The 24,808-nt window shown below is 63.2% G+C and carries 24 protein-coding genes; 7 read left to right on the top strand and 17 right to left on the bottom strand.

The window, feature by feature from the left end; all coding sequences use genetic code 11:
* Window positions 1-251 precede the first annotated feature (251 nt).
* Window positions 252-1,187 (top strand): chemotaxis protein CheV, encoded by a 936-nt coding sequence (locus tag ACZYR5_RS00205; RefSeq protein ID WP_489088427.1) that lies wholly within the window; start codon window positions 252-254, stop codon window positions 1,185-1,187.
* A gap of 101 nt (window positions 1,188-1,288) precedes the next feature.
* Entirely contained in the window at window positions 1,289-2,095 is an 807-nt protein-coding gene (locus tag ACZYR5_RS00200) for an MOSC domain-containing protein (protein ID WP_489088428.1), read from the top strand.
* Between the two features lie 68 nt (window positions 2,096-2,163).
* Here ACZYR5_RS00200 and ppnP read toward each other — a convergent pair whose 3' ends face one another.
* From ppnP to ACZYR5_RS00160, 8 genes are all read right to left on the bottom strand, one after another.
* Entirely contained in the window at window positions 2,164-2,448 is a 285-nt protein-coding gene (ppnP, locus tag ACZYR5_RS00195) for a pyrimidine/purine nucleoside phosphorylase (protein WP_489088429.1), read from the bottom strand.
* A 73-nt stretch (window positions 2,449-2,521) separates the two neighbouring features.
* Window positions 2,522-3,070 (bottom strand): 3'-5' exonuclease, encoded by a 549-nt coding sequence (locus ACZYR5_RS00190; protein ID WP_489088430.1) that lies wholly within the window; start codon window positions 3,068-3,070, stop codon window positions 2,522-2,524.
* Window positions 3,071-3,140: 70 nt separating this feature from the next.
* Window positions 3,141-5,102, bottom strand: a complete 1,962-nt coding sequence (locus ACZYR5_RS00185) for an acetyl/propionyl/methylcrotonyl-CoA carboxylase subunit alpha (RefSeq protein WP_489088431.1) — start codon at window positions 5,100-5,102, stop codon at window positions 3,141-3,143.
* A gap of 25 nt (window positions 5,103-5,127) precedes the next feature.
* Window positions 5,128-5,925, bottom strand: coding sequence for an enoyl-CoA hydratase/isomerase family protein (locus ACZYR5_RS00180; RefSeq protein WP_489088432.1), 798 nt, complete (start codon window positions 5,923-5,925; stop codon window positions 5,128-5,130).
* A complete protein-coding gene (gene atuD / locus ACZYR5_RS00175; RefSeq protein ID WP_489088433.1) occupies window positions 5,922-7,079 on the bottom strand; it encodes a citronellyl-CoA dehydrogenase in 1,158 nt (385 codons plus the stop codon). Before atuD ends, ACZYR5_RS00180 begins: the two co-directional genes overlap by 4 nt.
* 24 nt (window positions 7,080-7,103) lie before the next feature.
* Complete coding sequence (gene atuC / locus ACZYR5_RS00170) at window positions 7,104-8,720, bottom strand: geranyl-CoA carboxylase subunit beta (protein WP_489088434.1); 1,617 nt, start codon at window positions 8,718-8,720, stop codon at window positions 7,104-7,106.
* Window positions 8,721-8,723: 3 nt separating this feature from the next.
* Window positions 8,724-9,593, bottom strand: coding sequence for an SDR family oxidoreductase (locus ACZYR5_RS00165; protein WP_489088435.1), 870 nt, complete (start codon window positions 9,591-9,593; stop codon window positions 8,724-8,726).
* Between the two features lie 12 nt (window positions 9,594-9,605).
* Window positions 9,606-11,396, bottom strand: coding sequence for an acyclic terpene utilization AtuA family protein (locus ACZYR5_RS00160; RefSeq protein ID WP_489088436.1), 1,791 nt, complete (start codon window positions 11,394-11,396; stop codon window positions 9,606-9,608).
* A gap of 179 nt (window positions 11,397-11,575) precedes the next feature.
* Here ACZYR5_RS00160 and ACZYR5_RS00155 point away from each other — a divergent pair, with 179 nt between their 5' ends.
* Together ACZYR5_RS00155 and ACZYR5_RS00150 are read left to right on the top strand one after the other, a co-directional pair.
* On the top strand, window positions 11,576-12,199 hold the full coding sequence (locus tag ACZYR5_RS00155; RefSeq protein ID WP_489088437.1) for a TetR/AcrR family transcriptional regulator: 624 nt from the start codon (window positions 11,576-11,578) through the stop codon (window positions 12,197-12,199).
* Between the two features lie 103 nt (window positions 12,200-12,302).
* Window positions 12,303-13,097 carry a substrate-binding periplasmic protein gene (locus tag ACZYR5_RS00150; protein WP_489088438.1) on the top strand — a complete coding sequence of 265 codons (795 nt, stop codon included), beginning with the start codon at window positions 12,303-12,305 and terminating at the stop codon, window positions 13,095-13,097.
* Between the two features lie 7 nt (window positions 13,098-13,104).
* Here the strand turns inward: ACZYR5_RS00150 and ACZYR5_RS00145 are convergent, their stop codons facing one another.
* Window positions 13,105-13,653, bottom strand: a complete 549-nt coding sequence (locus ACZYR5_RS00145; RefSeq protein ID WP_489088439.1) for an RNA polymerase factor sigma-70 — start codon at window positions 13,651-13,653, stop codon at window positions 13,105-13,107.
* Window positions 13,654-13,954: 301 nt separating this feature from the next.
* Between ACZYR5_RS00145 and ACZYR5_RS00140 the strand changes: the two genes are divergently transcribed.
* On the top strand, window positions 13,955-14,767 hold the full coding sequence (locus ACZYR5_RS00140) for an alpha/beta fold hydrolase (RefSeq protein ID WP_489088440.1): 813 nt from the start codon (window positions 13,955-13,957) through the stop codon (window positions 14,765-14,767).
* A 24-nt stretch (window positions 14,768-14,791) separates the two neighbouring features.
* Here ACZYR5_RS00140 and dsbG read toward each other — a convergent pair whose 3' ends face one another.
* From dsbG to dsbD, 3 genes are read right to left on the bottom strand one after another with little or no spacing between them, the layout of a single operon-like run.
* Window positions 14,792-15,559, bottom strand: coding sequence for a thiol:disulfide interchange protein DsbG (gene dsbG / locus ACZYR5_RS00135; RefSeq protein WP_489088441.1), 768 nt, complete (start codon window positions 15,557-15,559; stop codon window positions 14,792-14,794).
* On the bottom strand, window positions 15,535-16,401 hold the full coding sequence (locus tag ACZYR5_RS00130) for a TlpA family protein disulfide reductase (protein WP_489088442.1): 867 nt from the start codon (window positions 16,399-16,401) through the stop codon (window positions 15,535-15,537). Before ACZYR5_RS00130 ends, dsbG begins: the two co-directional genes overlap by 25 nt.
* Window positions 16,401-18,134: a protein-disulfide reductase DsbD gene (gene dsbD, locus ACZYR5_RS00125; RefSeq protein ID WP_489088443.1), complete on the bottom strand. Its 1,734-nt coding sequence runs from the start codon at window positions 18,132-18,134 to the stop codon at window positions 16,401-16,403. The genes ACZYR5_RS00130 and dsbD overlap by 1 nt, the downstream gene beginning before the upstream one ends.
* Before the next feature lie 154 nt (window positions 18,135-18,288).
* On the opposite strand from dsbD, the gene ACZYR5_RS00120 reads away from it, so the two are divergent.
* Window positions 18,289-18,969, top strand: coding sequence for a response regulator (locus ACZYR5_RS00120; RefSeq protein WP_489088444.1), 681 nt, complete (start codon window positions 18,289-18,291; stop codon window positions 18,967-18,969).
* Window positions 18,966-20,288 carry an ATP-binding protein gene (locus ACZYR5_RS00115; RefSeq protein ID WP_489088445.1) on the top strand — a complete coding sequence of 441 codons (1,323 nt, stop codon included), beginning with the start codon at window positions 18,966-18,968 and terminating at the stop codon, window positions 20,286-20,288. The genes ACZYR5_RS00120 and ACZYR5_RS00115 overlap by 4 nt, the downstream gene beginning before the upstream one ends.
* A 47-nt stretch (window positions 20,289-20,335) precedes the next feature.
* Here ACZYR5_RS00115 and ACZYR5_RS00110 read toward each other — a convergent pair whose 3' ends face one another.
* The 5 genes from ACZYR5_RS00110 to ACZYR5_RS00090 form a co-directional block, all read right to left on the bottom strand.
* Window positions 20,336-21,163: a class I SAM-dependent methyltransferase gene (locus ACZYR5_RS00110; protein WP_489088446.1), complete on the bottom strand. Its 828-nt coding sequence runs from the start codon at window positions 21,161-21,163 to the stop codon at window positions 20,336-20,338.
* Window positions 21,164-21,240: 77 nt separating this feature from the next.
* Window positions 21,241-22,209: a metal ABC transporter substrate-binding protein gene (locus ACZYR5_RS00105; protein WP_489088447.1), complete on the bottom strand. Its 969-nt coding sequence runs from the start codon at window positions 22,207-22,209 to the stop codon at window positions 21,241-21,243.
* Window positions 22,210-23,109 carry a metal ABC transporter permease gene (locus ACZYR5_RS00100; protein WP_027620228.1) on the bottom strand — a complete coding sequence of 300 codons (900 nt, stop codon included), beginning with the start codon at window positions 23,107-23,109 and terminating at the stop codon, window positions 22,210-22,212.
* Complete coding sequence (locus tag ACZYR5_RS00095; RefSeq protein ID WP_489088448.1) at window positions 23,109-23,861, bottom strand: metal ABC transporter ATP-binding protein; 753 nt, start codon at window positions 23,859-23,861, stop codon at window positions 23,109-23,111. The genes ACZYR5_RS00100 and ACZYR5_RS00095 overlap by 1 nt, the downstream gene beginning before the upstream one ends.
* A complete protein-coding gene (locus ACZYR5_RS00090) occupies window positions 23,858-24,787 on the bottom strand; it encodes a metal ABC transporter substrate-binding protein (RefSeq protein WP_489088449.1) in 930 nt (309 codons plus the stop codon). Before ACZYR5_RS00090 ends, ACZYR5_RS00095 begins: the two co-directional genes overlap by 4 nt.
* Window positions 24,788-24,808: the final 21 nt, after the last annotated feature.

Here is a 24,808-nt window from a genome sequence, read left to right as displayed (position 1 = left end):
TGGCAATTAGATATCGCGAATATCAGGGTGGTCCCGATTGCCCATAGGGGAATCCCTGATAGGGGCTCAGCGCAGGTGGATGGCCGGAAGGTGTACCGATAAACGCATCGGGAACAATGGCTGATCCAGTAGAGCATGATGTCAGTTCGACATCAATTTTTTTGCCAAACCGGTTATTCAGCGGTCAAGAAGTGCGGGCGCACGCCGATACCCTGCCTGAATGAATTCATCGCAAAATCCAGGAGTCATCAATGGCTGGCATTCTCGACACGGTAGACCAACGCACCCAACTGGTGGGTGAGAATCGCCTGGAAATTCTCATGTTCCGCCTGGCCGGTCGGCAGTTGTTCGCGATCAACGTGTTCAAGGTCCAGGAGGTCCTGCAACTCCCCAAGCTGACCCTGATGCCACACCGTCACCCCTTTGTCTGCGGCGTGGTCAATCTGCGTGGGCAGACCCTGCCGGTCATCGACCTGTCCCAGGCCATTGGCATGCGCCCGCTGGTGCCCGGGGTCAACAGCACCATCATCGTCACCGAGTACAACCGCTCGGTGCAGGCGTTTCTGGTGGGTGGCGTGGATCGCATCGTCAACATGAACTGGGAAGCCATCCTGCCGCCGCCTTCCAGCGCGGGTCGCCAGCACTATCTGACGGCCATCAGCAAGGTCGACGAGCAGTTGGTCGAGATCATCGACGTGGAGAAGGTGTTGGCGGAAATCGTCCCCTACAGCGCCAAGGTCTCACGCGAGAAACTCGAAGATCCGCTGCTGGCGCAGGCACGCGGGCGTGAAGTGCTGCTGGTGGATGACTCCAACGTGGCCCTGGCGCAATTGCGTGAGACCCTCGGCCAACTAGGGGTGAAAATGCACATTGCCAGTGATGGCCTCAAGGCGCTGAGGATGCTCAAAAGTTGGGCGGACAGCGGCGTGGACATGAGCGAAAAGCTACTGATGGTCTTCACCGACGCGGAGATGCCGGAAATGGACGGCTATCGCCTGACCACCGAAATCCGCAACGATCCGCGCTTGCGCAGCCTGTACGTGGTGCTGCATACCTCGTTGTCCGGCAGCTTCAACGAGTCGATGGTGAAGAAGGTCGGTTGCGACAACTTCCTCTCGAAATTCCAGCCGGACAAGCTGGTCGACGTGGTCCGCCAGCGCTTGCTGCTAGATCAAGTCCCGGCCTGATCATCGCGCAATGACGGCGGGTGGCCAGGCGCCTGCCATCAGCCTTTGATTCGGCGCCAAAGCTCGTATAGGGTGGCGCTTTGCCTATCAGGGAGCTGGCCATGTTGCGTCTGAGTGCGCTTTACCGTTTTCCATTGAAATCCGGCAAGGGCGAGTTTCTGCGCCAGGCGAGCCTCGACAAGCTGGGGCTTGCCGGTGACCGTCGCTGGATGTTGGTGGACGAGGCCAGCGGGCGCTTCCTGACGCAGCGTGCGGTGCCGAGCATGAGTCAGTTGTCGGCGCTGTGGAATCCAGCCGGCGGCCTGACGCTGGCCGCGCCCGGGCATGCGCCGATTGAAGTGGACTTGCCCGCCGCCGATGCGCAATTGCGCGGCGTCACCATCTGGCGCGACACCTTGCGCGTTCCGGACGCCGGCGAGGCTGCCGCGGCCTGGGCCAGCGAATTCATTGGCAAGCCGACACGGCTGGTGCAGGTGCCGGAAGAACGTGCGCGCCTGACCGAGGCGGGTTATGGCCGCGACGACGACAAAGTCGCTTTCGCCGACGGTTACCCACTGTTGTTGATTGGCCAGGCGTCGCTGGATGACCTGGTGCAGAAGGTCGGTCGTCCGCTGGAAATGCTCAGGTTCCGGCCGAACCTGGTGATCGAGGGCAGCGAGGCGTTTGCCGAGGATGGCTGGAAACGCATCCGGATCGGCGACGTCGAGTTCCGGGTGGTCAAGCCGTGCTCGCGCTGCATCCTCACCACCATCGATCCGCAGACCGGCGCCCGCAGTGAGGACCGCGAGCCCCTGGCAACGCTGCAGAAATACCGCGCCCAGGCGGATGGCGCGATGTTCGGGCAGAACCTGGTGAATGACGGCAACGGCCTGCTGGAAGTCGGCATGCCGGTGACCATTCTCGAATGAAACCCTGAGCCCTGAACGCAAAATGCCCGTGTCCTGCGACACGGGCATTTTTGTTTTAGCCGATTGCCTTACGCGAGGTATTCGCACAGGTAGGCGGTGTCGACCGCGACTTTCAGCTGGAACTTGCTGTTGGCCGGGACGTTGAACTGGCTGCCGGCGGCAAAAGTCTGCCAGTCGCTGCTTTCCGGCAGCTTGACGGTCAGCGCACCGGAGACCACGTGCATGACTTCGCGCTGGCTGGTGCCGAATTCGTATTCGCCCGGTGCCATGACGCCGATGGTAGCCGGGCCGTTGGCAGTACCGAAGGCAATCGACTTGACGGTGCCGTCGAAGTACTCGTTGACTTTAAACATGGGCGATTCCTCGAAAAGGGCTAAAAAGGCCGGCCAGTATGCACAAGGCCATTTCGCCCGTCACCTGTTGCTCTCAAGGATTGGCCGGCAGCGTCAGCGGCAGCAGGCGCGCAGTGTTGCGCGCATCCTCGAGCGCCCGGTGCTGTTGCCCGCTGAATTGCAGGCCGGCCAGTTGCAGGGCGGCATTAAGTCCCAGCGGCCGCTCCAGGCGACGGGCCTTGGCGAAGCGCTGCTTGAGGTTCATGTGCGGCACCCGGCTCAGGGCGCTGTCGAGTTGCAGGCGCTGCCATTCCTGAAGCAATTGTCGACGATCGTAGTCGCCCCAACTGGCCCAGCCTTCCAGGCGGCTGTGGTGCTGGCCGAGCCAGCGCTCGAACATTGCCCAGACCTCGGTCAGCGGCTGGGCCGAGTCGATGTTGGCCTGGGTGATATGGGTCAGTTCCCGACAGAATGGCGTCAGCAGGGGGCGTCGCTGGGGCCGCACGAAGCGCTGGAAATGGTCCAGCTCGCGGCCCTGGCGATTAACCAGGGTGGCGCCGATTTCGATGATTTCCATCTCTTCAATCGGCCAGCCACCATCATCGGTTGTTGCTTCAAGATCAATTACCAGCCAATGAGGCATCGCCGCTTTCCTGATATCCGCGTACTGATGTGGCTGAGCGTAGCCAAACCCGGCGGATCCGCCTAGCGGCTTATTCAACCTCCAGCAGGATCTGGCGGTTTTTCACCTGGTCGCCCGGGTTGACCTGCAGGCGTTTGATCACCCCGTCGATACCGGCCTTGAGCGGGTGTTCCATCTTCATCGCCTCCAGCACCAACAGCAGTTGGCCCTTGCTCACCTGGCTGCCTTCGCTGACCAGCACGTCGACGATCGCCCCATCCATCGGCGCTTTCAGCGTGCCGCTGGCGAGGCTGGCCTGGCCGGCAACGGGCGCGAGGGTCAGGTCCTGCAGCACGAGCGCGCCCGGGCGAGTCCACAGCCAGAGTTGCTCGCCGTGCAGCGCATAGGGATAGCGGCGGCGCAGGCCGTCGATTTCCAGATGGGCCAGCCGCGGGGTGATTTCCAGCAGCTTCAGCTTCAAGGTTTGCCCGGCTACTTGAACATTCAACTGGCCCTCGCCCAACAGCGTGACTGCGCTGCTCCAGCGGGCCTCGTGCAGGCCGATCTGCTGTTGCAACGGCGCGCCGCTGTTGTTGCGCCAGCCGCTCAGTCCCGGTGCATGGGCGCGAGCCGATCGGTCATAGAACAACGCCGCCGCAATCGCCAGTTCCTCGGCATTGGGCGCCTGGGGTTGCAGGCTCGGGTGGTGGTGGAAATGCTCCGGGATAAACCCGGTGCTGAATTCCCCAGCGATGAACTGTGGATGATCGAGCAGCGCCGCGAGCAGGCGCTGGTTGGTCTGTACCCCCAGCAGGACCGAGTCTTCGACTGCCCGCAGCAATTTGCGCCGGGCCTCCTCGCGGGTGGCGCCCCAGGCAATCACCTTGCCCAGCATCGGATCGTAGAACGGGCTGACCTGCTGGCCTTCGAGCAGGCCGTGGTCGATGCGCACCCCGTCTTCCAGAGCCGGCGCCCAGTGGCTGATCTGTCCGGTCTGCGGCAGGAATCCTTGTGCCGGATCTTCGGCGTACAGCCGCACTTCAATGGCATGGCCGTTGATGTCGACCTGCTGCTGCGACAACGGCAGCGGCAAGCCGGCGGCGACCTTCAGTTGCCAGGCCACCAGGTCCAGGCCGGTGATCAGTTCGGTCACCGGGTGTTCGACCTGCAGGCGGGTGTTCATCTCCAGGAAATAAAACTGGCCACGGCTGTCGAGCAGAAACTCGACGGTGCCGGCGCCGACGTAATTCACTGCGCGGGCGGCCTTGAGTGCCGCTTCGCCCATGGCCCGGCGCAACTCGGGGGTCATCACCGGGCACGGCGCTTCTTCGATGACTTTCTGATGCCGGCGCTGAATCGAGCAATCGCGCTCCGCCAGGTACACCAGTTGGCCGTGCTGGTCGCCGAACAGCTGGATTTCCACATGACGCGGATCGATCAACGCCTGTTCCAGGATCAACTCGTCGTTGCCGAATGCATTCAGGGCTTCGGAGCGTGCGGTGCGTAGCTGCTCCTGCAATTGCCCGGCATTCTCCACCAGGCGCATGCCACGTCCGCCGCCGCCGGCGCTGGCCTTGATCATCAGCGGATAACCGATGCGCTCGGCCTCGCGCGCCAAGGTTGCATCGTCCTGCTCGGCGCCCTGGTAACCGCCGATGCATGGCACTCCGGCGGCAAGCATGGCGATTTTCGACAGGCGCTTGCTGCCCATCAGTTCAATGGCTTCAGGGCTCGGGCCGATGAAGGTCAGGCCGGCCTCGATGCAGGCTTTGGCGAAGCTGGCATTTTCCGAGAGGAAACCGTAGCCGGGATGGATCGCATCGGCCCCGCTGCGCCGGGCGGCGTCGATGATTGCCCCGGCGTTGAGGTAGGACTGAGCGACCGCTGATGGGCCGATGTGCACCGCTTCATCGGCCAGGCGCACGTGCAAGGCGTCGGCGTCGGCGTCACTGAACACCGCCACTGTGCGATAACCCAGGGCTTTGGCTGTGCGCTGGATGCGGCAGGCAATTTCACCGCGGTTGGCGATGAGGATTTTGCGCAGGGTCGGCATGCTTGTGTTCCCCAGGGGTGAATAGTCAGGAGGCCCAGTTCGGTTTGCGTTTTTGCAGGAACGCCAAGGTGCCCTCGATGCCTTCGACACCGGTCACGGCGGTGCTGAACCACTCGGCGGCCTGGTCGAGCAAGGGGCCCAGCGGCTGCTCGGTGCTGGCCAGCAACAGCGCCTTGGTGGCGGCATTGGCCCCCGGCGCGCAGCGCAGGACATCGACCAGCACCGCATCGAGGCGCTCGGCCAGTGCCTGCGGGTCGTGCTCGACAAAATGCACAAGGCCCAGGCGGTGGGCTTCCTGTCCATCGAAGCGGGCGGCGGTGAGGGCCAGGCGTCGAGACTGGGTCAGGCCGAGGCGCTGCACCACGAAGGGCGCAATCTGCGCCGGCAGCAGACCGAGGCTGGTTTCCGGCAGGCCGAATTGCGCCTGGTGATCGGCCAGGGCGATGTCACTGACGCAGGCCAGGCCAAAACCACCGCCGAGCACGGCGCCTTGCAACACGCAGATCAGCACTTGCGGGGCGTGCTGGGCTTCCTCCAGCAACGCACCGAAGGCGCGATTCAGTTCGCGGTAGGCATCCGCGCCCTGGGTGCGGGCGTTGGCCATGTCCTTGAGGTCGCCACCGGCACAGAAATGGCCACCGGCACCGCCCAGCACCAGCGCGCGAACTTGCCGGTCCTCTCGGACCGCCGCCAGCACCGCGCGCAATTCACCGACCATTTGCAGGCTCATGGCATTGCGGCAATCGGCGCGGTTGAGGGTGATGTGCAATACAGCGTTGTGCAGCTCCAGCAGCAGGGTCTGGCAAGCGGGGAGGGTGGTCATTTTTTCTTCCCCGGCAGGATGCCCATCAACTTGCAGATGATCCCCAGCATGATTTCGTCGGCGCCACCGCCAATCGACACCAGGCGCACATCGCGGTAAGCGCGGGCCACCGGGTTGTCCCACATGAAACCCATGCCGCCCCAGTATTGCAGGCAGCTGTCGGTGACTTCGCGGCCCAGACGCCCGGCCTTGAGCTTGGCCATCGACGCCAGGCGGGTGACGTCCTGGCCGCGGATGTACTGCTCGGTGGCCTGATAGACCAGCGCCCGCAGGCATTCGATTTCGCTGGAGAGTTCGGCCAGGCGGAAGTGGATCACCTGGTTGTCGATCAACGCATTGCCGAAAGTCTTGCGCTCCTTGCAGTACTCGATGGTGCTGTCGACGCAGTACTCCAGGCCCTTGATCATGTTGGCCGCGCCAAACAGGCGTTCCTCCTGGAACTGCACCATCTGCATCATGAAGCCGGCGCCTTCATGGCCGATGCGATTGCGCTGCGGCACCCGCACGTTGTCGAAAAATACCTGGGCGGTTTCCGAGCTGCGCATGCCCAGTTTGTCCAGGTGCGAGCTGAGGCTGATCCCGGGGGTGTTCATCGGCACCATGATCAGCGACTTGTTGATGTGCGCCTTGTCGTCCGAGGTATTTGCCAGCAGGCAGATGAAGTCAGCGCTCGGCGAGTTGGTGATCCACATTTTGCTGCCGTTGATCACATAGTCGTCGCCGTCCTTGCGCGCGCTGGTTTTCAGCCCGGCCACATCGGAACCGGCGCCGACTTCCGAGACGCCGATGCAGCCGACCTGCTCACCGCTGATGGCCGGACGCAGGAACTCTTCACGCAACTCATCGGAGCCGAAGCGCGCCAGCGCCGGGGTACACATGTCGGTCTGTACGCCGATCGACATCGGAATCCCGCCGCAGCGAATGGTCCCGAATTCTTCGGCGGCGACAATCGAATAGCTGTAGTCCAGGCCCATGCCGCCGAATTTTTCCGGCTTGGAAATGCCTAGCAGGCCGAGGTCGCCGGCCTTGCGGAAAATCTCGTGGATGGGAAAGCGCCCGGCCTTTTCCCATTCGTCGACGTGGGGATTGATCTCGCTGTCGACAAACTGCCGGACGGTGCGGCGCAGTGCTTCGTGTTCCTGGGTAAAGAGCATTTTTATTGTTCTCCTTGGGCCGGCCTAGAACCGGGCGACACCGAAACTGTTGGGATGCAGCTGCCGAACCTCGGCTTCGTGGCAAATATCCAGCAGGTAACCGAGCAGCGTGCGGGTGTCCCGTGGATCGATCAGCCCGTCGTCCCACAGGCTGGCGCTGCCGTAGAGTGCGGTGGATTGGCTTTCGAGTTTCTGCGCGGTGACCTGTTCGAGCATATCCAGCACCTTGGGGTCGGGCACCAGGCCGTCCTTGAGTTGCCGAGCTTCGGTGACGATCCGCAGCACCTTGCCAGCCTGGGCGCCGCCCATCACGGCGGTGCGGCTGTTGGGCCAGGCAAAGATAAAGCGTGGATCGAGACCGCGGCCGCACATCGCGTAATTGCCGGCTCCGTAGGAGCCGCCGACCACGATCGTCAACTTCGCCACCCGCGCATTGGCCACTGCCTGGATCAGCTTGGAACCGTGCTTGATCACCCCTTGCTGTTCCGACTCGGTACCGACCATGAACCCGGTGGTGTTGTGAAAGAACAGCAGCGGGGTCTGGCTCTGGTCACAGAGCTGGATGAACTGTGCTGCCTTGCTCGCGCCTTGCGGGGTGATCGGGCCGTTGTTGCCGATGAAGCCGCAGGGCCGGCCATGGATTTTCAGGTGGCCGCAAAGGGTCTGTTGATCGAACTCGCCCTTGAACTCGAGGAACTGCGAGCCGTCGGCAATCCGCGCGACGATTTCGCGCACGTCGTAGGGTTTTTTCGGGTCGTGTGGAATCAGTCCCAGCAATTCTTCGATGGGGTACAGCGGCTCGTCCCAGATGCGCGGCGCGGCCACCGGCAGGCGCGCGTTCCACGGCAGCAGACTGACAATCTCACGCACCAGGCGAATGCCATCGGCGTCGTTTTCGGCCAGGTACTCGGCGGTGCCGGCGATTTGCGCATGCATCTGCGCGCCACCCAGTTCTTCGTCGGTGGCGACTTCCCCGGTGGCCGCCTTGAGCAGCGGCGGACCGGCGAGAAACAGCTTGGCCTTGCCGCGCACCACTACTACATAATCCGAGAGCCCTGGCTGGTAAGCACCACCGGCCGTGGCCGAGCCGTGCACCACGGTAATCTGCGGCAAGCCCATGGCCGACATCCGCGCCTGGTTGGCAAAGCTGCGCGCACCCTCGACAAAAATCTCTGCGGCGTAATTGAGGTTGGCACCGCCGCTTTCCGCCAGGGTGATCACCGGCAGTTTGTTCTCCATGGCGATCTGTTGCAGGCGCAGGGATTTTTTCAGGCCGCTGGGGGAAATGGTGCCGCCCTTGATCGCACTGTTGTTGGCCACCACCAGCGCACGCACGCCGGAGACGTAGCCGATCCCCGCGATCAAGCCGCCGCCAGCCTGGCTGCCGTCCTTGTCGTCGTGCAATTTATACCCGGCCAGGCTCGCCAATTCGAGAAACGGCGCGCCGGGGTCGAGCAACAGGTTCAGGCGTTCGCGCGGCAGTAATTGGCCGCGCTTGTCGAATTTCGGCTTGGCTTCGGCAGCCTTGTCCAGCAGCTTGCACTCCAGCTGGCGGATCTGCTCGATGCCCGCCAGCATCGCCTGCCGGTTTTCCGCGTAGGCCTGGCTTTGCGGGTCGAGTTGGGATTCGATTAACGGCATCGATCAGTCTCCATCCTTGAGCACATCGGGCAGATAGGCGCGATGAAAGCCATTGAACGACTCGCTGTGTTGCGCCTTGTGCAGCGGCCATGTCCGGCTGCCGAGGCTGGCCGCGCCGTCGATGCGCAGGGTACTGCCGCTGATGAACGACGCCGCCGGACTCAACAGGAAGACGATCGCCGCGCTGACTTCCGATTCGGTGCCAATGCGCTTGAGCGGTACGTGTTCGCGCAGGGTCGGGATCACCGCCTTGAACGCGCCTTCGTAGGTGTCCATGCCACTGGAGGCAATCCAGCCGGGGGCCACGGCGTTGACCCGGACACCGGCATAGCCCCACTCGAACGCGGCAGTCTTGGTGAAATTGTCCATGCCCGAGCGCGCCGCGCCCGAGTGGCCCATGCCCGGCATGCCGCCCCACATGTCGGCGAGCATGTTGACGATGGCGCCGCCGCTCTTGCTCATCGACTGGTTGAACACTTCCCGGGCCATCAGGAAACCGCCCACCAGATTGGTGCGCATCACCGTCTCAAAGCCTTTCTGATTGATCGACGCCAGGGGCGCCGGGTATTGGCCGCCGGCATTGTTGACCAGGCCCTGGATCGAGCCGTGATCCTCGACCAGCTTTTTCACCAGTTGCCTGACCGCGTCTTCCTCGCGGATGTCACAGGTGTGCCAACTGGCCTGGCCACCGTCCTCGATGATTTCCATGGCCACGGCTTGCAGCTTTTCCGGCTTGCGCCCCACCAGCACCACGTGGGCGCCGAGGGCCGCCAGTTCGTGGGCGGTGCAGCGGCCGATGCCACTGCCACCACCGGTGACGATAATGGTCTGGCCGGCAAACAGATCGGGTTTGAAGATCGAATCAAATGCCACGGCGACAGCCCTCTAGTTGACTTGGTCAGCGATGTGTTGCGGTACCGGTATCTGGATTTCCAGCAGTTGCTGGGCGAAGGCCTTGCCCTGCGGGTCGATCCGCAAGCTGGCCACGCCACCACCGCCGAGGGCGTTCTCCAGCAGGAAATTCAGGCTGTGGCTGCCCGGCAAATACCAGCGCTCGACCCGTCCGTGGATCGGATCGAGCACATGGCGCATCCAGTCGACAACCACCTCGGGCGTCAGCGCCTCGGCGATCCACGGCAGGTAATCGGGCGAGCGGGCCATGACCCCGATATTGCTGTGATTGCCCTTGTCGCCGGAGCGCGCCACCGCCAGTTTTACCAGGGCCACACTGGCGTCCGCCTGGCCCTGGGGTTTGGGCGTGATGAACGGCAAGGGCAGGTCGGCGCTGTCGAGAGGGTCGAGGCCGGGCAGGGTGCAGGGGTGACGCTGGCCTTGCAGGTCGATGCTCAGGTTGCAGGCGGATTTGTCGATGAGAAAGGAAAACAGACGGATCAATGGATAGACCGTCGGGCGGCCACCGACAATGCCGGTCAGGCCGGGTGCCATGCCGGTAGCCGCCTGAGCGATCTCCCGGGAAAACAGCACCAGCGCCTGCTTGCTCGGATGGCGCACGGCGAGCTTGATCACCACTTCGCGGCTGTCCTGGCGCTGGCCGTGGGGGCCGTAAGTGGCTTCGCTGCCCAGCAGTTCGATGTTCACCTCGGTGTAGGGCGCCCAGTCGCGCTGCTGGAACATCTCCGAGGTTTTTTGGATGATCGCTTCGCTCACTCGATGGGCCTTGGCGACCGCGTCGATCCCGGCGATCAGGCAACTGGCGGTGCAGCGAAAACCGTCCGGGTAAGTGGCACTGACCTTGTACTGCGCGGTTGGTGCCAGGCCCTTGGCACCGTGTACCTGGACCCGATCCTTGCCTTGCTGATGCAGTGTGACCTGGCTGAAATCACAGATCACATCCGGCAGCAGGTAGGCCCGCGGGTTGCCGATCTCATACAGCAGTTGTTCGCCGACGCTCAACGGGCTGATCAGCCCGCCGGTACCTGGCGCCTTGCTGACAACGAACTGGCCGTCGGCCTGCACTTCAACCACCGGGAACCCGATGTGCTCGTAGTCCGGCACGTCGCGCCAATCGGTGAAATTGCCCCCGGTGCACTGTGCGCCGCATTCGATGATGTGCCCGGCCAACGCAGCCTGGGCCAGTTTGTCGTAGTCCTGCCAGGCCCAGCCGAACTCATGCATCAGCGCCGCGCTGACCACCGCGCTGTCGACCACCCGCCCGGTGATGACGATGTCCGCGCCCAGGCGCAGGGCTTCGACAATGCCCGGGGCGCCGAGGTAGGCGTTGGTCGACACACAGAAGGCCGGCATGGGCGCATCGCTGAACATCTCGCGAACGCCGCTGGCCACCAATTGCGGGAACTGTGGCTGCAAGTCGTCGCCCAGCAGCACGGCGATTTTCAGGGCTACCCCGGCCTTGTCGCAGGCGTTTTGCAGGGCGGCGGCGCAGGCCAGTGGATTGACCCCGCCGGCGTTGCTGATTACCCGAATCCGTTGTTCGGCGATGGCTGGCAGCAGCGGCGCCAGAACCTCGACGAAGTCACTGGCGTAGCCGGCCTGGGGGTCTTTCATGCGTGCCCCGGCCAACAGCGACATGGTGATTTCGGCCAGGTAGTCGAACACCAGGTAGTCCACGGCGGCGCCCTCCACCAACTGCGCGGCGGCGGTTGAGGTGTCGCCCCAGAAAGCACTGGCGCAACCGATACGCACGGTTTTATTCATGGCAAGCCTCCGACGGAAGTGTTTCGAGGCTACCAAGCAAGCGCTTGGTTTGTAAAGTCCGATCAGATCTTCGTCCCGAGCGCTTGCTTGGTTGCCGCGACGGGCTTAAATTGCCCGCGCAGCCCACAGCGATCGCGGTGCGCGCGCACAGGTGATCGAGCGACTGTAGGAGAGAATGGGTGGACGAGCAAAAAGCCCTGCTGGTAATGCGTGAACTGGTCGACAGCGGCCAACTGACCGACCCCGACAGTGCGCGTGGCAAACTGCTGCAGATGGCTGCCCACCTGTTTCGCAACAAGGGTTACGAACGCACTACAGTGCGCGACCTGGCGAGTGCGGTGGGCATTCAGTCCGGGAGCATTTTTCATCACTTCAAGAGCAAGGACGAGATCCTGCGGGCAGTGATGGAAGAGACCATCCGCTACAACACCGCCTTGATGCGCGCCGAGCTGGCCCAGGCCGATAGCGTGCGTGAGCGGGTGCTGGCGCTGATCCGCTGCGAACTGCAATCGATCATGGGCGGCAGTGGCGAGGCAATGGCGGTGCTGGTTTACGAATGGCGCTCGTTGTCCGACGACGGTCAGGCCCAGGTGCTGGCGCTGCGCGATATCTACGAGCAGATCTGGCTGCAGGTGCTGGGGGAGGCCAAACAGGCCGGGTTGATTCGCGGCGATGTGTTCATTGCCCGACGCTTCATGACCGGTGCCTTGTCCTGGACCACCACCTGGTTTCGTCCCGATGGCAGCATGAGCCTCGACCAACTGGCCGATGAGGCCTTGCACCTGGTGCTTGCCGAGCAATGACAATTCGGTCAAAACGTATTAAATAGCCATCATTGCGTTGTCTAAGCCAGCGAAACCGCCTAGCTTAGTGGAGTAGGTGCAATTTCAGGGGTGATGTAAACCGATGTTCTCGCCAGTTCGGATGGCTTCGCGGATGGTGTGGGTGGCGCTCTCGGCGCTGCTGGTAGCGCCGACTTCAGCCGCCCAGTTGGTACGAGTCGGCGCGGCGCATTTTCCGCCTTACACCATCCGCCCCGAAACCGGCATCGACACCGGTTTGCTGCCGCAACTGATCGTCGCCCTGAATCAATTGCAAAGCGATTATCAGTTTGTCCTGGTCCCGACCTCTATCCCGCGGCGCTTTGGTGATCTCCAACAGGGCCGGATCGACATGGCGATCTTCGAAAACCCGAAGTGGGGCTGGGAACAGATTGCCTACACGGCAGTCGACATGGGCCTGGAAGACGCCGAAGTGTTTGTCGCGCAACGTCTGCCGGAGCGCGAACAAAGCTATTTCGACGACCTCAAGGACAAGCGTCTGGCACTGTTCAGCGGTTATCACTACGCCTTTGCCGACTTCAACGCCGACACCCGCTACCTGGCCAAGAAACACAACGCCACCTTGACCTACTCCCACGACAGCAACCTGCTGATGGTCCTGCGCGGGCGCGCCGATATCGCCCTGGTCACTCGCTCGTTCTTGAGCGACTACCTGCTGCGCAACGACGGCGTCGGCCCGCAGTTGCTGGTCTCGGAACGGGTCGACCAGATTTATCACCATTACGCCCTGCTGCGTCCGCAGGCGCCTGTCAGCGCGGCAGCATTTGCCCGAATGCTTCAGGGGCTGCGCGACAACGGCCAGATGCTGAAGATTTTCGACCCCTACAAAATTGCCGTGGTCGCCGTGCCCCCGAGCTGAAAGCGCACTAGTAACGGGCGAAGCTGGCGCCTCGGGTGTCGGAAACCTCTCGGCAATGCACCAGCGCATCGCGAATCATGAAGTTCACGAGGGTCGGCGAGACACCCAGTTCCCTGGCGATATCCTTCTGAGGTACGCCGTGCAGACGGTACATCTCGAAGGCATAGCGGGTGCGGCTCGGCAGTTCGCCGAGGGCATCGGCGATCGTTTCCAGGGTGCAGAAATTGATGTGCGCAATTTCCGGCGAGGCACCGTGGATGACCACATTCAAACCTTCCTCTTCAGGCCCTGAGTACTTCTGCTCCAGTGCCTGCTTGCGATAATGGTCGATCGCCAGGTTGCGTACGATCTGGAACAGATAGCTCAGTTGCGCCTTGAACGAGGACGTGATGTGCGGGGCCGCCTGCAAGCGAAAGAATGCGTCCTGCACAACGTCTTCAGCGCGGGAGCGGCAACCGGTGATGCGCGCGGCGATTTTCACCAGGACCAGCCGGTTATCAACAAACGCCTGCAGTAACGGTGAGTCGTACCTGCCGTGGGAAACGTTTTCCATCATGGAAGTCACCTTGTCGCAAAAAGTTAGTAGGACGACAAGCGTTTCGGATCCGTCCTACGGTCCGGCGACAAGCTATGACTAATGATAATAATTGTCAATTGTGAATGGTTATTGATACATCCTGTGGACGTCTTCCACACACCAAATTTGGCAAACCATGAAGGAGGCCGATGGAGCTGCCCCTGGCTACGGTCAATCGTTTGTACACATGCGCTGGCAATCGGACATTTGACGCTTGCTTCGTCGCCGGAGCAGTCTTGCGGACTTTGCTTCAGCGACCGATTTTGCAAGGAGAACACCGATGCCGTTCGTGACGATTGATGGACAACCCCTGCACTACATTGACCAGGGGGCGGGGCCGGCAGTGTTGCTGGCGGGCAGTTACTTGTGGGACCAGGCCATGTGGGCGCCGCAGATTGCGGCCCTGTCAGGCGAGTATCGAGTGATTGCCCCCGATCTGTGGGGACACGGCGAATCCGGCCCCTTGCCCCAGGGTACGCGTTCGCTGGAAGACCTGGCTTGCCAGGCGCTGACGCTGCTCGACCATCTGGATATCGAGCGAGTTTCCCTGGTCGGGCTGTCGGTGGGCGGGATGTGGGGCATGCGTCTGGCGCTGGCGAACCCCGAGCGAATCAATGGCCTGGTGCTGATGGATACCTACGCGGGGGCCGAGCCGGAAGCTACCCGGCAGTACTACTTTTCATTGCTCAGGCAGATCGAGGAGGAGGGGGAAATCACTGAGCAACTGCTCGACATCATCGTGCCGATCTTTTTCCGTCCGGGCATCGACCCGCAGTCCGCGCTGTATCAAGGATTTCGCGCCGCCCTGGCGGCATTGCCGGCGGCGCGTTTGCGCGAGAGCACCGTGCCCCTGGGGCGGATTATCTTCGGTCGTGACGATGTGCTGTCGCGACTGAGTCAACTGGACGCCCGCACCACCCTGGTGATCTGCGGTGACCAGGACATTCCCCGGCCGCCTGCAGAAGCGCGGGAAATGGCCGAGTTGATTGGCTGCCCCTGCGAACTGGTGCCTGCTGCCGGGCATATTTCCAATCTGGAGAACCCGCAGTTTGTCACCCACGCGCTGCGCTGCTTTCTGGCGCAGCGCTGGTAGTTGGATTTCTACTGATGCGAGGGTTTACTTCGGCCCGAGTATCTTCGCCAGTTTGTCCGGTGACGGGGCGCCTTGCTGCTGTTGCAGTTCGCCCTTGTCATCCATGTAGAAAATCGCCGGGGTGGCGGACAGTTCCAGTTCGTCCATCAGGCGCATGTTGGCGTCGAGCTTGGCCTGGACGTCGGCAGGGATGGTCTTCAAGGCTTTCAGCGTACTTTTCTTGCCAGCCTTTTCGTGGTCGTCCAGGGCTTTTGCCGGGTCCTTGCTGGCCAGCAAGGCGGCGGATTTGCCCGGGCTGTCTTCGCGGATGATCCCGACCATGATGTGCCGCAACTGCACCTTGCCCGCCTTGACCCAGGGCCGCGCCTGCTCCCAGAACATGGTGCAGTAGGGGCAGTTGGGGTCGCTGAACAGGTACACCACGCGCGGCGCATCCTGGTTGCCGTCGGCGATCCAGTGGCTGGCCTCCATTTTCGCCCAGACCTCCTTGGCCATCGGCGCATACACCAGTTTCTGCAGGGGCTCGGCGCTCAAGTCCTTGCCATCGGCGTCGTACAGGTTGCCGAGCAGCACGTGTTTGCCATCTGGCGTCAGGTACAGGGCCATGCCGCGATTCTGGTACTGAGCGGCGTATCCGCGCAGGCCATCCGGAGCGTCGAAACTGCCGATGATTTTCGCGCCCTTGGCTTCGATCTTGCGGATCGCTTCAGGCAGTTCTTCAGCCTGCAACAGAGGGCTTTGCAGCAGGGCGGCGCCCAGGGTCAACGTCAGCAGGTGGCGGAAGCGGGGCATGGCAATTTCCTTGAAGGTGGGGCTTGCAGGGCAGCATCAGGGCTGCCGAAGTTTTCCAGTGCGCGGGCCAGGCTGGCGTCCGAGAGTTCGCCCAGGTGACTGGCCAGCAGTCGACCCTCGGCGTTGTAGAACAGGGTGGTGGGCAGCGCCATGGAGCCAACGGCCTGGCCGAGGCGGCCGCCGCTGTCGAACAGGATATTGGTCAGGCTCAGGCCCTGGGTGGCGAGGAAGGTGCTGACGCTCTGCATGCTTTCGCCCTGGTTGACGAATAGGAAGGTCAGGTCGGGACGCTGTTGCTGGGCATTTTCCAGCACCGGCATTTCTCGTCGGCACGGCGGACACCAGGTGGCCCAGAGGTTGATCACCAGCGGCCCGCCCTGATAGTCCGCCAGTTGCACGGTTTCCCCGGCGGCATTGCGCAAGGTGATGTCAGGCAGCCGAGTACCCTGCTCGTAGAGATTCAGCGACAGACTCGCCAATAGCCAGAATCCCAGCCCCGTGCCCACCCCATAACCCAGGGGTTTGCGCAGGCCTGGCCGACGCCAGCCCCACAGGACAGTCGCCAGCAGCAGGACAATGACCCCGGGCCAGACCAGGAAGCCACCATCGCGCAGGTCGATGATCTGCCACGGATCACCGTGGTAATGGGCCCAATAGGCGATGACAAAGCCGGTGCGGGCGGCGAGCAAGCCCAGCAGGAACAAGCCAAACAGCACCGACTCGGGATTTTCACCGCCACGTTTGGCCACTCGCCAACCGACAAAAGTTGCCAATGCCAGGGCACTGATCAACAGCAAGTGATTGAGCGCGATGGCGAAGGTGCCGAGGGTGAAGGTCAGCATCAGCGGGCGTCCCGGGTGATGTTCCAGCGTTGCAGGAAGCCAGCGGCATCGACTTCACCGGTAATCCGCTGGCTACGGCGTTCTTCGCCATCGGCACCGATCCACAACAGGCTGGGTGGCCCCGGCACTTTGTAGCGACCGAGCAGCTCGCGGCTCGCGGGATTGTCGGCGGTCACGTCAAGGCGCACCAGGCGCACATCCTTCAAGGCAGCCAGCACCTCGGGTTTGCCGAACACCTGTTTTTCCATGATCTTGCAGGACACGCACCAGTCGGCGTAATAGTCCAGCAACACCCATTGACCCTGGACGCGGGCGGCATCCAGTTCGGCTTGCAACACCGCGGGACTGTTGACGGTGACAAAGGCGTCGTGGGCGGTAGGGCCGGCCACCGTGGCCGAGGATTGCCCGCGATAGACCTGCAGCGGCTTGAACACGTCATCACTGCCGCCCGCGGCGCCCACCAGCAATACAGAGCCCCACACCCCTGACAGCAGGGCCAGGCTGCCGAACAGGTAGGCGACGCGGCCAAAACCGCCGGTCTGGCGCCAGGCGCTGTAGGCGATGATCAGCAGCAACGCACCCCACAAGCCGACCCACAGCGATTCATCCAGCACCGGACGCACCATGACCAGCGCGGTGCCGAGGAACAGGAAGCCGAACACGCCTTTGAGCAGGTTCATCCAGGTGCCGGGCTTGGGCAGGAATCGATTGCCTACCGTCACCAGCAACAGCAACGGCAGGCCGATGCCCAGGCCCATGGCGAACAGGATCAGGCCACCGTGCACGGCGTTGCCGCTCTGGGCGATATACAACAGCGCACCGGCCAGCGGAGCGGTCATGCACGGGCCCACCAGCAGGCCGGACAGCGCACCGAGGATGCCAGCGCCGAGCAGGCTGCCGCCGCCCTGTTTGCGACTGGCGTTTTCCAGGCGATCGCGAATGGCGACCGGCAATTGCAGCTCGAAGAAACCGAACATCGGCAGGGACAGCAGGACGAAGATCAGCGCAAAACTGCCCAGCAACCAGACGTTCTGCAGCAACGCCTGCAGGTTGGCGCCGAGCATCGCTGCCAATACACCGAGCGCCGCATAGACCAGCGCCATGCTCACCACATAGCTGCCGGCCAGGGCAAAACCGCGTTTGGCACTGGCGCCACTGCCGACGATCAAACCCGCCAGAATCGGCAGCATCGGCAGCGAACAGGGGGCGAAGGCCAGCAACAGGCCGAGGCCGAAGAACACCAGCAGGCTCCAGCCCAGCGCGTGCTGTTGCAGGCCGCTGGCCAGGGCCTGGTCTGCAGCTTCAGCCGTGGCGCCGGGCGGGCTGCCGCCGAGGTCGACCACTTGCGTCTGTGGCGGGTAGCACAGGCCGGCATCGGCACAGCCCTGGTAACCGACCTTGATCTGACCGGTAGCGCCGGCCGGGATCTTCAACTCCAGGCCCTGGCGATAGACCTGCTGGTCACCGAAGAACTCGTCACTGTGGGCTTCGCCTTCGGGCAGTGCGGGTTTGTGGGCGTCGGCCAGGCCGTTGAACGTCAGGCGCTTCTGGTACAGGTAATAGCCGTCGGCGATCTGCCAGAACAGCTGGGTTTCCCCGGATTCAAGGCGCTCTGAGGTCAGGACGAACGCTTTGCCGACCGGCAGGAAATCAGGTTTGCTCTCGAACGGATTGGACCCGGCCTGGGCCAGGCTGGTGAAAAACACCAGGAATAGTAGAAACAGACGACGCATGGGCAAACCTTATTACCGGTACAAGTAGGGGGCACGATGCAGGTTGGCGATTAACCGATGATTAACCGCGCTGTCCTTGTGGCGCAGGCGACTGGGGCATAATGTCCGCTTAATCGGCAGTTGTCTTAATCACCCTTTTTCAACAGGTCTCACCATGCACGTACTTGTCTGTGAAGATGATGAGCTGATCGCCAGCGGCATTGTAGCCGGACTCAGTGCCCAGGGCTTGACCGTGGAGCACGTGGCCACGGCATCGGCTGCGCGGGCCATGCTCAAGGTCGCTGAGTTCGACGTGATGGTGCTGGACCTCGGGCTGCCCGATGAAGATGGCCTCAAGTTGCTGCAGCAATTGCGTCATCAGGGCCTGGAGATCCCGGTGCTGATTCTCACTGCGCGCGATTCGGTAACCGATCGGGTCGACGGCCTGCAAGCCGGCGCCGACGACTACCTGCTCAAACCTTTCGACTTGCGCGAACTGGCTGCGCGCCTGCACACCCTGTTGCGCCGGGTGGCCGGGCGCAGCGTCAACCTGATCGAGCATGGTGCACTGACCTATGACCCGAGCAGTCGCGAAACCGTGCTGGCCGGGCAGCCGGTGGATCTGTCCCGGCGCGAGCAATCACTACTGCAAGCCTTGCTGCACAACCGTGGGCGAGTGCTGTCCAGCGAGCAATTGAAGGACAGCGTGTACGGCTTCAACGATGAGTTGGAGAGTAACGCCCTCAACGTGCACATCCACCACCTGCGGCGCAAACTCGGCAACGGCATCGTCGAGACGGTGCGCGGCCTCGGTTATCGCCTGGGCCCGGCCGACGGCCCCGAGCCGCCAAAATGATGAGTTTGCGTTTGCGCCTGAGCCTGACGCTCGGCGCGGCCTTTGCGATGATCTGGGCCCTGGCGGCCGCCTGGATGCTCAGCGACCTGCGCAACCAGATGATGTTTTCCCTCGACCAGCGCCTGGTGGCCTCGGCACGGATGGTTGCCGGGCTGCTGGAGCAACTGCCGAGCCTGCCGAGCAAGGGCGACGGCACCCATTTCAGCGCCGAGCAGTTGACCGTTCCGGGCGGCATGGCCTGCCAGGTCAGTTCCTTGCGCGGCGAAATTCTCGCTCGCAGCCATACCACCCCCGAACAGACCCTGGAAGCGGAAAAAATCGGCTTTCACGACCAGATGATCGACGGAGTTCGCTGGCGCAGTTTCACCCTGGTGCGCGATGACCTGCGCATCACCACCGCCGACCGCCAGGTGGAACGCGAAGCGCTGAACATGTCGGTCCTGCTTACGGCCTCGGTGCCGGTGGGCGTGGCCTTGCTGGGCTGCCTGTGCCTGTTGTGGCTGGGGATCGGCCAGGGCCTGGCCCCGCTCAACCGCATGCGCGATGCGCTGATGCGGCGCAGTGCCGATTCGCTCGAACCGCTGCAGGTGCAGCCACTGCCCAGCGAATTGCAGCCTTTGCTGGAAACCCAGAACCAGCTGTTCCAGCGGATCGGCAGGACCATCGAGCGTGAGCGTCGGTTGACCGGCGACGCCGCCCACGAGTTGCGCAGCCCGCTGACCGCGATCAAGACCCACCTGCAAGTCGCGCGCATGACCGACGGTGCTGCTCGCGATCAGTCCCTGGCCCGCGCCGAAGAGGGCGCCGACCGCCTGCACCGGACCCTGGAACAACTGCTGCTGTTGGCCCGGGTCGAAGGCAGCCTGTCGTTCGACGACGGCGTGCAGTGCAACGCCGAGCAGGTGGCGCGCCTGGCGATCCAGGACGCGTCCAGCGGTGATCGTTCGCGGATCAAGCTGCACCTGCCGGCAAGTTGTTCACAGGCTCCGCTGCAAATGCCGGCGGTGTTGGCGATTGCCGCCTTGCGCAACCTGCTGGACAACGCCCTGCGTCACACCCCCGGCGACGCCGCGGTGGAACTCAGCCTGGAAACCATCGGCAATCGCGTGCGTTTCCAGGTTCGCGACCACGGTCCGGGGATTGCCGATGATGACCTGCAACACCTGACCCAACGTTTCTGGCGCAACAGCACCAGCAGCGGCTGCGGGCTGGGCCTGGCGATTGTCCAGGCGATTGTCCAGCGCTGTGGCTGTGTGCTGCACTTTGACAGTCGACCGGACGGGCTGCGGGTCGAGCTGACCATGCCGTTGCAGGCCTGAAGTCCCGCGAATCTGCAGGGCCTTGACCCAAGGCAGGGTGCTGCGCCTCAGCCCCGCCGCTTGATGGCCTGCAAGGTGTAGCTCAATGGCAGGCGCCACGGTGCCTGCTTGAGTCGGTACTCACCCCGGGCGTCGCACTCCATCTGCCCCGGCAGGGCGTCCCAGGGAATGCTCTGGTGTTCCACCAGGCCGGTTATTTCCAGGCCGTGGTTGAGCAGTGCGCTGATGATCTCACCCATGCCGTGGTTCCATTCGTGGGACAGGGTGGCCGTCAGTACCTGGTCGGTTTCGACGTAAGTGCCGGGGTCATCCCAGGCCAGCGGCGTCTCGCGTTCGAAGTAGGGTTGCTCGACGGACAGCAGGTCCTGGCGGCTCTCGTTAACGGTCCACAGCATCGGATGGCCTTCGCGAATGAACAACCGTCCGCCGGGCTTGAGCAGATGGCTCACGGTACGCGCCCAGCGGTCGATGCTCGGTAGCCAGCACAAGGCGCCGATGCCGGTGTAGACCAGATCGAAGCCGCCGGCCGGCAGCACCTGGGGCACGGTGTCGATTTCCGCTTCGATGTAGTCAATGGTCGTGTCGCAGCGCCTGGCCAGCTCAGCGGCCTGGTGCAGGCTGGCGCTGGAGAAATCCAGGCCGCTCATTTGCGCGCCCAGGCGCGCCAGCGACAGGGTGTCGGTGCCGATATGGCATTGCAGGTGGATCCCGCGCAAACCGGCGATGTCGCCGAGCAATGGCAGGTCGAACCGCACGACGTCGGAGAGAAAGCGCTGGTCGTCGATAAACGCCTGCACCGCGTAATCCGCGGAAGCCGCATGCAGCGGCGCGCGGTCGTCCCAGTTGGCCTTGTTGTGCTTGATGTAGTCACTCATGGTGAAGACCCTGAGAGGTAGGCGGGCAGACTAGCATCGGGTTCCTCGGCGATTCCTGAGGGATTTTGTAAGCGGCCTCAGGACTTCTGCAGCAACGCGTTCAACAGCTGGTCGATGTTGCCCGAGAGCTCGGCCAGTGGGTCGTCGCCATCGGTGCTCAGCACCAGCAACTGACTGCCTGCCGCCGTAATTGCAGCCTTCAGCGCCTCCGACGGCTGGCGATGGTGCAGGACCAACGCCACATCGTTGTCCTTGAGGCTGGCGCTCAACTGCTGCTGGGCCCCGGGCGTCCATTCGTTGTCGGCGCGGGCATCGACACCTATGGACTCGAGATTCAGCCCGCTGATCAGATAGTCGAAGTGGTCGCTGAGGCTGAACACGCTGAGGTTGTCGGCATCGGCCAGCTTCGTCTCGCTGTCGGCGCTGAGTTTCAGCAGGCGTTGCTTGAGGGTCGCCAGGTTGCTGTCGATCTTCGGCTTGGCCGCGGGCACCAGGCGCACCAGGTCGGCGGCGATCACGTCGGCCATGCGCCCCAGGTTGTTGCTGCTCATCCAGGGTTGGCTGTTCAGGCCGTCACTCTTGCCCGGTTGCAGGGCGACCCCAGGCAGCGCGCCATCCACCGGGCGCGCTGCGTCGATTTCGACGATGCGAATGTTGCTGCGGCGGGCATTGGGGTACAGCGGATCGTCGGCCCATAGCGAGCGCAGGCCGATCACCGCGTCGGCGTCCAATGCGAGCTTGTGCAAGGCGGGAGCACCGCGCCCGGTGAAGTAGGACGCTTGTCGCGAGCCCGGCAAATTGGCCGGTGCAGCCCGTTCCAGGCTGATATCGGTGCCCGCGACCAGGTTCTGGGCGAGGCCGTAGGTGATCGGCAACGAAGCCAGTACCCGCACCTTGTGGTTGGAGGTGGCGCTTTGCATCGCAGTGTTGCCGTTACCGTTGCTGGCCACCACGCGCGTCGGTTCGGAGCGGTCGGTGGCGCAGGTGCTGCTGGCCAGGCCGCAGAGGGCGAGGGCCAGAGTCAGTTGGCGCATGGAGAAAGTCATTTATCCAATATTCCCTTTGAGGCTGGGGACCACGCCGCGTGCGATGGCCGCGAGGGCGAAGGCCATGCCGGCCACCAGAATGATTGCCGCCCCGGACGGGATCGGCAGGTCGAAGACGATGGGCGCGAGAATCCCGCACAGAGTGCTGATGGTTGCGATTAACACCGAGCACCAGAAGAAGCCCTTCAGCGACTGGCTTAACAGGCGCGCGGCAGCGGCCGGGATCACCAGTAGCGCGCCGACCAGGATCGCGCCGATGACTTTTACCGCGGCCACGGTGATCAGCGTCACCAGGATCACGAACAGGTAATCCAGGGTTTTCACCGCCACACCGCGGACTGCCGCCAGTTGCGGGTTGAAACTGGCGAGCATGATCCGGTTGTACAGCGGCAGGCTCAGGCCCATCACCAGCGAGCCGACGATGGCCAATACCAGCAAGTCATTGCCATTGACCGTCAGTACCGAGCCGAACAGCACGTTCTCGAGAATGTGCACGTTGATCTTGCCGGCAAGGATCAACAGCAGGCTGGCGCCCATCGCCAGCGATACCGAGAGAAAGACTCCGATCAGAGTGTCCGGGGCCAGGCCGGTGCGGTTGCGCAGGTAGTTGAGCAGGATGCCGAACAACAGGCAGTAGCCGAACAGGCTGCCGTAAGGGCCGGTGTAGGGTTCGCCGAGCAAAATGCCGATGGCGACGCCGGTGAGTGCCGCGTGACCGACGGCCTCGGAGAAAAATGCGAAGCGCTTGACCACCACCAGCGTGCCCAATCCGCCAAGGACCGGGCCGATCAGCAGGCCGGCGAGCAGGGCATTGACCACAAAACCGTAGGCCAGTGCTTCGGGCAGATAGCCGGAAGAGGCCCAGCCCTGGATCATCAAACGAAAGGCTTCGTAACTCATCACGCCGCGCTCCCGCTGGTCCGTGGGTGGGTGGAAAACAGGCTCAGTAGGCGTTCCGGGGTCAGCGCCTGTTGCGGCGTGGCGTCGAACAGCACGCGGCGGTTGAGCCCGGTGACGCGATCAGCCAGGCGACCGATGGCTTCCAGGTCGTGCTCGATCCACAGCACGGTGATACCGGCCTGGCGCCAGTCGTTGAGCAGGCGCTCGAACACCTGGATTCCGGCTTCGTCGAGGGCTGACATCGGTTCGTCGAGCACCAGCAATTGCGGCGCCGGAATCAGGCCCTGGGCCAACAGCACCCGCTGGCGCTCGCCGCCGGACAGCGCGCCCATGCGCCGCTTGCGCTTGTCCTGCATGCCCACGCGTTCCAGCGCGGCGTCGATGGCAGCGCTGTAATGGCGGCTGATGCCGAGAAACGCCGGGCGTCGCTGGCACATGGCGGCCATGAAATCGTCGACGGTCATCGGCAGTCCTCGATCGAACTCCAGCGCCTGCGGCACGTAACCGATAGTGCCTGGCTCGCCGGGCCATTGCAGGCTCAGGCGCCCCTGATGGGGCATCTGGCCGAGCAGGGTCTTGATCAGCGAGCTCTTGCCGCCGCCATTCGGGCCGACCAGTGCGTGCACGCTGCCGGGCTGAACCTGGAAGCTGACGCCGTCGAGAATCGTCGTACGGCCGAGGGTCAGGCTGACGTCGGAGAATTCCACGGCGGGACCGGCCAGCGACACGCTGAGGGTTTGCTGGATGGTCATGCGCCGGCCTCCTGAATCGCCCGGACCACGGTGTTGAGGTTGCCGGTCATTTCCTTTTCATACTTCTCGGCGCTGTATTCGCCGTAGGAAATGTGCGACAGCGGGTAGAGTTTTACCCCCGATTCACGCTGGATGGTGTCGACATAGGCGGAGGGGAAATCCATCTCCGAGAAGATCACCTTGACGTCCAGCTCGCGCAGTTGGTCGATGGTTTTCTTCAACTGGCTCGGGCTCGGCTCGATGCCGTGGGCCGGTTCGACCACGGCGGTCACTTCCAGGCCGAATTCACGCAACAGGTAGTCATAGGCAGCGTGAACCGTGGCCACCCGCAGATCGGCATTGGGTGCGGAGGTCAGCTTGGCCAGGGCGTCGGCGCGCATCTGCCGCAGGCGTTTGCCATAGGCGCGGGCGTTCTGGGTGTAGGTCTTGGCATTGTCCGGGTCGAGCTTGCCCAGCTCCCGGGCGATGTTGTTGACCTGGGCGATGGAGGCGCTGATCGACAGGAAAGTGTGCGGGTTGACCACTTTGCCAGCGCCCCGTGCGGCGATCCCGGTGGCGGCCAGCAACGGCACGTTTTCGTTGGCTTCGATCACCTTGACGTTAGGGGTTTCACTGGCGGCGATCATGCGGTCGGCGAAATCATCGTGGCCGACACCATTGAGCACAATAACGTCGAGGCCGGCAATGCGCTTGATGTCTTCGGCGCGCGGCTCGTAGGCGTGCGGATTGAAGCCGGCCGGAATCAGCGGCACCACTTGCGCCTTGTCGCCGACGATATTGGCCACGTAGCTGTAGTACGGGTGCAGAGTAATACCGATGCGCAGGCGCTTGGCCTGATCGGCACTGGCCAGGGGCACGACGATCAAGGCCATCAGGCCGATCAACAGGCGCTGCAAAAAACGATGACGTGAAGATGAACTGGACATGGGCAAGCGGTCTTCTCTGGG

Source organism: Pseudomonas sp. F007 (genome assembly GCF_057814275.1).
This window is presented reverse-complemented; position numbering and strand designations above follow the sequence as displayed.

Excerpts from the sequence above, each read along its gene's own strand:
- ACZYR5_RS00205 (WP_489088427.1), top strand. The coding sequence starts at position 252 with ATGGCTGGCATTCTCGACACGGTAGACCAACGCACCCAACTGGTGGGT.
- ACZYR5_RS00200 (WP_489088428.1), top strand. The coding sequence starts at position 1,289 with ATGTTGCGTCTGAGTGCGCTTTACCGTTTTCCATTGAAATCCGGCAAG.
- ppnP (WP_489088429.1), bottom strand. The coding sequence starts at position 2,448 with ATGTTTAAAGTCAACGAGTACTTCGACGGCACCGTCAAGTCGATTGCC.
- ACZYR5_RS00190 (WP_489088430.1), bottom strand. The coding sequence starts at position 3,070 with ATGCCTCATTGGCTGGTAATTGATCTTGAAGCAACAACCGATGATGGT.
- ACZYR5_RS00185 (WP_489088431.1), bottom strand. The coding sequence starts at position 5,102 with ATGCCGACCCTGCGCAAAATCCTCATCGCCAACCGCGGTGAAATTGCC.
- ACZYR5_RS00180 (WP_489088432.1), bottom strand. The coding sequence starts at position 5,925 with ATGACCACCCTCCCCGCTTGCCAGACCCTGCTGCTGGAGCTGCACAAC.
- atuD (WP_489088433.1), bottom strand. The coding sequence starts at position 7,079 with ATGCTCTTTACCCAGGAACACGAAGCACTGCGCCGCACCGTCCGGCAG.
- atuC (WP_489088434.1), bottom strand. The coding sequence starts at position 8,720 with ATGCCGTTAATCGAATCCCAACTCGACCCGCAAAGCCAGGCCTACGCG.
- ACZYR5_RS00160 (WP_489088436.1), bottom strand. The coding sequence starts at position 11,396 with ATGAATAAAACCGTGCGTATCGGTTGCGCCAGTGCTTTCTGGGGCGAC.
- ACZYR5_RS00150 (WP_489088438.1), top strand. The coding sequence starts at position 12,303 with ATGTTCTCGCCAGTTCGGATGGCTTCGCGGATGGTGTGGGTGGCGCTC.
- ACZYR5_RS00145 (WP_489088439.1), bottom strand. The coding sequence starts at position 13,653 with ATGATGGAAAACGTTTCCCACGGCAGGTACGACTCACCGTTACTGCAG.
- ACZYR5_RS00140 (WP_489088440.1), top strand. The coding sequence starts at position 13,955 with ATGCCGTTCGTGACGATTGATGGACAACCCCTGCACTACATTGACCAG.
- dsbG (WP_489088441.1), bottom strand. The coding sequence starts at position 15,559 with ATGCCCCGCTTCCGCCACCTGCTGACGTTGACCCTGGGCGCCGCCCTG.
- ACZYR5_RS00130 (WP_489088442.1), bottom strand. The coding sequence starts at position 16,401 with ATGCTGACCTTCACCCTCGGCACCTTCGCCATCGCGCTCAATCACTTG.
- dsbD (WP_489088443.1), bottom strand. The coding sequence starts at position 18,134 with ATGCGTCGTCTGTTTCTACTATTCCTGGTGTTTTTCACCAGCCTGGCC.
- ACZYR5_RS00120 (WP_489088444.1), top strand. The coding sequence starts at position 18,289 with ATGCACGTACTTGTCTGTGAAGATGATGAGCTGATCGCCAGCGGCATT.
- ACZYR5_RS00115 (WP_489088445.1), top strand. The coding sequence starts at position 18,966 with ATGATGAGTTTGCGTTTGCGCCTGAGCCTGACGCTCGGCGCGGCCTTT.
- ACZYR5_RS00110 (WP_489088446.1), bottom strand. The coding sequence starts at position 21,163 with ATGAGTGACTACATCAAGCACAACAAGGCCAACTGGGACGACCGCGCG.
- ACZYR5_RS00105 (WP_489088447.1), bottom strand. The coding sequence starts at position 22,209 with ATGACTTTCTCCATGCGCCAACTGACTCTGGCCCTCGCCCTCTGCGGC.
- ACZYR5_RS00100 (WP_027620228.1), bottom strand. The coding sequence starts at position 23,109 with ATGAGTTACGAAGCCTTTCGTTTGATGATCCAGGGCTGGGCCTCTTCC.
- ACZYR5_RS00095 (WP_489088448.1), bottom strand. The coding sequence starts at position 23,861 with ATGACCATCCAGCAAACCCTCAGCGTGTCGCTGGCCGGTCCCGCCGTG.
- ACZYR5_RS00090 (WP_489088449.1), bottom strand. The coding sequence starts at position 24,787 with ATGTCCAGTTCATCTTCACGTCATCGTTTTTTGCAGCGCCTGTTGATC.